This is a genomic window from Caulobacter sp. P1_B12_2 (assembly GCF_056406675.1).
Genome location: NZ_JBFTZS010000293.1, coordinates 1 through 5,851, shown reverse-complemented (window position 1 = coordinate 5,851; position 5,851 = coordinate 1). Strand labels below are relative to the sequence as shown.

Genomic DNA, 5,851 nt, shown 5'->3' with positions numbered 1-5,851 from the left:
AGGATGGCGCGCAGCATGGCGGCGTTGAGCGCGTCGTCCTCGGCGATCAGGATCCGCAGGTTGCGCGGCGGGGCGCCGGCGGCCTCGACCGGCTGCGGCGTCTCGCTGGCCGGCTCGATCTCGCGGATGGCGTTCTCGTCGAAGGGCAGGGTCAGGGTGAAGCAGCTGCCGACGCCGACGGCGCTGGTGGCCTCCAGCGCGCCGCCCATCAGCTTGGCCAGCTGGCGCGACAGCGACAGGCCCAGGCCCGCGCCGTTGACGCCGGCGCCGGTGCGCTCGACGCGCTGGAACGCCTGGAAGGCCTGCTCCATCTCGTCGCGCGACAGGCCGGGGCCGGTGTCGGCCACCTCGATGGCGATCAGGTTGTCGCGCCGCTCGACCCGAACCTCGATCCGGCCGCGCACGGTGTATTTGACGGCGTTGCCGACGATGTTGGCGATGATCTGGCGGGTCCGCAGGGCGTCGCCGATCGCGGCGCCCAGCTGGCGGTGCTCCAGGTCGGGCTCGACGTGGACGACCAGCTCCAGGCCCTTGGCCACGGCGTGCGGGCGGTCCAGCAGCACCAGGTCGCGGATCAGGCGCACGGGCTCGAAGGCCACGCTCTCGACGGCCAGGCGGCCGGACTCGGCGGTCTCGGAGTCCAGGGTCGCGTTGAGCACGGCGACCAGGTCCTGGGCGGCGTCGAGGGCGGCGTTCAACTGCTCTCGAGACGGCGCGGCGCGGCCGCCCTTGCCGGCGGCGGCGGCCAGGACGTGGGTCACGCCGGTCAGGCCGTTGCGGATCTCGTGGCTGAGGGTGGCGACGATGTCGGACTTGGACCGGGCGGCGCGCTCGGCCGACTCCAGCACGTGCAGCCGCTCCTCCAGCAAGGCCTCGTGGGACAGGGCCAGGGCGTGCTGGCGGCGCAGCATGCGGTTGAGCACCAGCGACAGGGCCATGGCCAGGGCGACGCCGCCGAAGGCCATGGCGCCGGACCGCTCGCTCTGCGGGTGCGAGAACAGCAGGTACAGCGGCCCGGCCGAGGCGATCGGGGCGGTGAGCAGCAGGGCCACCAGGCAGGGGGCGGCGAAGAAGATGCAGACCACGGCCGCGCCGGCCGACAGCTGAAGCAGGGTCTCGCGCACGGGACCGGCCCCGTCGGCGAAGACGGCCATCTGGCAGACCGCGAGCGCCCACAGCAGGCCGGACATCACGTGCACCCGCGTGCGGCGGGGCAGATCCTGCGCCGCCGGGGTGCGCAGCCAGGCGACCACGCCGTAGAAGGCGCCCCAGTTGATCGCGAACACCGCGAAGCTGATCGCCATCCAGGCGGCGTTCTCGGCGTAGGAGCAGGCCCAGACATAGATCGGCAGGCTGACGGCGAAAACAGCCAGCGCATAGGGCAGCAGCGCGGTCTGGGCGTCGAGCGCCAAACGGGCGTCGGCGCCGCCGTCCGCGGGGGTGGTTTGTCGGCGCTCGGCGAACAAGGACTGATTCCTCGGCTGGTGAGCCCAGACCCTAGGGGATCACGGTTTGCGCCGAGTTACGGCTTATCGTTAATCCACACACCTTTGAGGGCAAACAATCGTTAAGCATAACCGAGGATGATCCGATTCCTCGCCGTCCGTGGGGACTGGGGGAGATCGATGGCCACCACCCGCGCCGCCCTGACCGAACACGACATCCGCATGCTGGTGAAGGGCGCGACGCCCGACGAGCGCGCCCTGGCCGCCCACAAGCTGTGCCGGACGATCGACCGCGCCGAACTGGACGACGAGCAGCGCGTGCTGGCCGGCGAGATCCTGCGGGTGATGGCCGCCGACGCCGCCGAACTGGTCCGCCGCGCCATGGCCGTGACCCTGCGCAATTCGCCCAGCCTGCCCATCGATGTCGCCAACCGCCTGGCCCGCGACGTCGAGAGCATCTCGCTGCCGATCATCAGCTTCTCGCCGGTGTTCAGTGACGACGACCTGGCCGAGATCGTCCGCCTGGGCGGTCCGGTGCGCCAGATGGCCGTGGCCAAACGTCCCAGGCTGTCGCGCAAGGTTTCGGCCCTGCTGGTCGAGCAGGGCGGCGAGGACGTGGTCGCCGCCGTGTGCGCCAACGACAACGCCCGGATATCCGAAGGCGCCCTGCAGCGGACGCTGGAGCGCTTCGCCAAGTCGGAAAAGGTGCTGACCGCGGTCGCCTATCGCTCGGCCCTGCCGCTGTCGGTGACCGAGCGCCTGATCGACATGGTCGGCGACCAGCTGCGCGACCACATCCTGGCCAACCATCCGCTGTCGGCCGAGCGCACCCTGGAACTGATCCTAGACACCAAGGAGCGGGCGACGATCGACCTGGTCGATCAGGCCGGACGCTCCACCGACGCCAAGGCCTTCGCCGCCCACCTCCACAGCGTTGACCGTCTGTCGCCGTCCCTGCTGCTGCGGGCCCTGGCCCATGGTCACATGACCTTCTTCGAATGGGCCGTGGCCGAGCTGGCCGGCGTGCCGCATCACCGCACCTGGCTGATGATCCACGACGCCGGCGCCTTGGGGCTGAAGGCGATCTGCGAGCGTGCGGGCCTGCCGCCGCGCCTGCAGCCCGCGTTCCGGGCGGGCGTCGACGCCTTCCACGCCCTGGACTACGACGGCCGTCCCGGCGACCGCGAACGGTTCCAGGAGCACATGATCCAGCGCTTCCTGACCGCCGCGCCGTCGGTATCGCGCGACGACGCCGACTATCTGCTGGACCGCGCCGATCAGCTGGCCGAACGCGGCAGGGCGGTCGCGGCGGGGTAGGGCGCGAGCCAAACACCCGTTCGAAATCACTGGGCGCCGCGCCGCTTCGGTGCCAACCTCGTGCGATGTCAGAGCGCGCCGAAGACCCGATCCGCCCCGCCGCCACGATCCTGCTGCTGCGTGACTTGCCAGCCCCCGGGCCCGCCTTCGAGGTGCTGATGGTCAAGCGGCACCACCAGATCGACTTCGCGGCCGGCGCCCTGGTCTTTCCGGGCGGCAAGAGCCACGCCGGCGACCACGATCCGGCCTGGACCGACCACGCCACGGGCTGGGAGAGCGTCGAGGCCGACGGCGCGCCGCTGCGTATCGCCGCCATCCGCGAGGCCTATGAGGAGGCCGGCGTGCTGCTGGCCCGCGACGCGGCCGGCGAGATCTATGTGGGCGAGGCCGCCATCGACGTGCGGGCGGCGGTGGCCGAGGACCGCGTGCCCTTCCTGGACGTGGTTCGTGACCTGGGCCTGAAGCTGGACCTGGCGGCCCTGACCATCTTCGCCCGTTGGATCACCCCGCCGCTGATGGCCAAGCGCTTCGACACCTGGTTCTACGTCGCCCACGCGCCCTTGGCGCAGCTGGCCATCTGCGACGGCCACGAGGCGGTCGACGCCGAATGGATCGCGCCGGGCGAGGCCCTGGACCTGGCGGCGTCGGGCCAGCGCAAGGTGATCTTCCCCACGCGGATGAACCTGCAGCTGCTGGCGGAGAGCGTTGACGCCACGGCTGCCATCGAAGCGGCCCGGGCCCGGCCGCTGGTTACGGTCGAGCCCTGGGTCGATGGACCGTCGCTGCGGATCCAACCTGACGCGGGTTATGGGGCGGTGGCGGAACCGCTGACGGCGCTCTAGGCGAGCGGCGAGCGGCCGTCCGGAATGTCCGCTCGGGGTGGATGGCAGACTTTAGGCGCGGTACGGTGGGGCGGTTTTAGTTACGCGAGACGCGTCATGCGGTTGGTCTTACTTGGAAAGATCCTAGACGCGGAGCAGGCTAGATTCGTGTTGAAGTGGATCGGCGGAATGTTGATTGCTCTAACGATAGTCGCCGTCGCGACTGGTATTCTAGTATTCCATCAAATATGGCTCTTGAGTTTGGTCGTCTTTGGGCTCCCAGGGCTCGGCCTTTATCAAGGGGAAGTTAGTCGCTCCGGTATCCGAACGATCATTCTTGCGCCTAGTGTGTTGTTGCTGGCGGTTGTTCCCATACTGATCCAGGCATGGACTCCAGGCAGCCGATTTTCGGACAATCGCGTTCCTGCATCGCTAGGACTGTTCTTGATATTGGCCATGCTGGCTCTAGGCTTGCGAGCACGTCAGGCAGCTAAGATCATCCAGCAGCCGCCCAACGCCCCTTGGTGGCTGCCATAGAATAGCAACCGGCGACTATCCTTCCGCGATCGATATTCGCCGAACCCTGCGCGCTAGGCTATGGACTTCCGAACTTCCGCTAAGGCTCGAAAGCCGCCCTAAACCATCCCCGCCGCCGCGCCCTCCGCAAAAGCCCGCAGGCGGCCCGCGATGACCTCGCCCACCGCCTCCACCGCCGGGCGGCCCGGGAAGTGTGCGCGCCAGGCGATGCGGATGGTCCGTCCGGCCCGCGTCGCCAGGGGGCGCAGCACGATGCCCGCGTCCTGCGCCGCGCCGGCCGCCAGGCCGGGGATCAGGGTCGTGCCGTAGCCCGCCGCCACCATGTTCAGCAGGGTTGGCAGGCTGGACGCCCGCAAAGGTCCGCCCAGGGCCGCGTCGCCGCCGCAGGCCTCGACGGTCTGATCGCGCAGGCAGTGGCCGTCGGCCAGGACCAGGATGTCGCGCGCCAGATCCGTTTCCCGGATCACCGCCTGCGCAGCCAGGGGATGCTCGGGCGGAAGGGCGGCCAGGAAGGGCTCGTCGAACAGAGGCAGGCTGACCAGATCCGGCCCGTCCACCGCGGTCGCCAGAAGGGCGGCGTCCAGTTCATGAGCGCGCAGCCGCTCCAGGAGGGCCGAGGTCTGGTCCTCCCACGGCTCCAGTTCCAGCATGGGCAGGGCCTCGCGCAGCGGCGCGAAGACCAGCGGCAGCAGGTAGGGGGCCAAGGTCGGAATGATGCCCAGGCGGAAGCGCCCGGAAAGCGGGTTTCGCAGATTGCGGGCGGTGGCCAGCATGGCTTCGGCCGCGGTCACCGCGCCGCGGGCATGGCCGATCAGTTGCAGGCAGGCGGCGGTCGGGGCGGCCGTCTTGCTGCTACGCTCGAACAGCGCCACGCCCATCAGGTCTTCCAGCTTGCGGATCTGCACCGACAGCGTCGGTTGGCTGACGCCGCAGGCCCGGGCGGCGCGCCCGAAATGCTCGTGCTCGGCCACGGCCAGCAGGTAGCGAAGGTCTCTCAGGTTCATGCGGTTCGCTGTCGAAGAGTCATAGGCTTAGCCTATCATGTTCATTAGATCTTGAAGCTTCTCTTTATCGAAAAGTTGAGCGCACAATCGTTTCCGCAGTCGAGATGGACACCAGCACCGGCCTTCAGGGTCGGCAATCTGCGACGCAAAGGCGGAGGAACATGACGATGGATGCGAAGGTCGAAGACAGCACTCAGGGCCAGTGCCCGATGGGACACGGCCCTCGGTCGGCCAATCGTGACTGGTGGCCGCAGAATCTGCGCCTCGAAGGCCTCAACCAACATTCGCCCCGGTCCAATCCCCTGGGCCAGGCGTTCGACTACGCCGAGGCGTTCAAGACCCTTCCTCTCGATGCGGTGATCGCCGACCTGCACGCCTTGATGACCGATTCCCAGGACTGGTGGCCCGCCGACTTCGGCCACTACGGCGGCCTGATGATCCGCCTGGCCTGGCACAGCGCGGGCACTTACCGCATCACCGACGGTCGCGGCGGCGCCGGGGGCGGGCAGCAGCGTTTCGCCCCGCTCAACAGTTGGCCGGACAACGCCAACCTCGACAAGGCGCGCCGCCTGCTCTGGCCGGTCAAGCAGAAGTACGGCCGCAAGCTGTCGTGGGCCGATCTCTATGTGCTCGCCGGCAACGTCGCTCTCGAGTCCATGGGCTTCAAGACCTTCGGCTTCGGCGGCGGCCGGGCCGACACCTGGGAGCCGGAGGAGCTGTTCTGGGG

General features: G+C 69.1%; 5 protein-coding genes. 3 read left to right on the top strand and 2 right to left on the bottom strand.

Annotated elements, in window-relative coordinates:
- Positions 1 to 1,466: sensor histidine kinase (locus tag AC1DZ6_RS17150; protein ID WP_477098355.1), on the bottom strand; the 1,466-nt coding region annotated here is incomplete at its 3' end.
- Positions 1,467 to 1,625: 159 nt separating this feature from the next.
- Here AC1DZ6_RS17150 and spbR point away from each other — a divergent pair.
- Both spbR and AC1DZ6_RS17140 read left to right on the top strand, forming a co-directional pair.
- The gene (gene spbR / locus AC1DZ6_RS17145) at positions 1,626 to 2,762 is read left to right on the top strand and encodes a SpbR family protein (RefSeq protein ID WP_477098354.1); all 1,137 of its coding nucleotides are present in this window, start codon (positions 1,626 to 1,628) and stop codon (positions 2,760 to 2,762) included.
- Positions 2,763 to 2,827: 65 nt separating this feature from the next.
- Positions 2,828 to 3,604 (top strand): NUDIX hydrolase, encoded by a 777-nt coding sequence (locus AC1DZ6_RS17140; RefSeq protein WP_477098353.1) that lies wholly within the window; start codon positions 2,828 to 2,830, stop codon positions 3,602 to 3,604.
- Positions 3,605 to 4,218: 614 nt separating this feature from the next.
- On the opposite strand, the gene AC1DZ6_RS17135 is transcribed toward AC1DZ6_RS17140, so the two are convergent.
- Complete coding sequence (locus AC1DZ6_RS17135) at positions 4,219 to 5,124, bottom strand: LysR substrate-binding domain-containing protein (RefSeq protein WP_477098352.1); 906 nt, start codon at positions 5,122 to 5,124, stop codon at positions 4,219 to 4,221.
- 104 nt (positions 5,125 to 5,228) lie between these two features.
- On the opposite strand from AC1DZ6_RS17135, the gene AC1DZ6_RS17130 reads away from it, so the two are divergent.
- The coding region (locus tag AC1DZ6_RS17130) for a peroxidase family protein (protein ID WP_477098351.1) at positions 5,229 to 5,851 on the top strand (623 nt) is incomplete at its 3' end.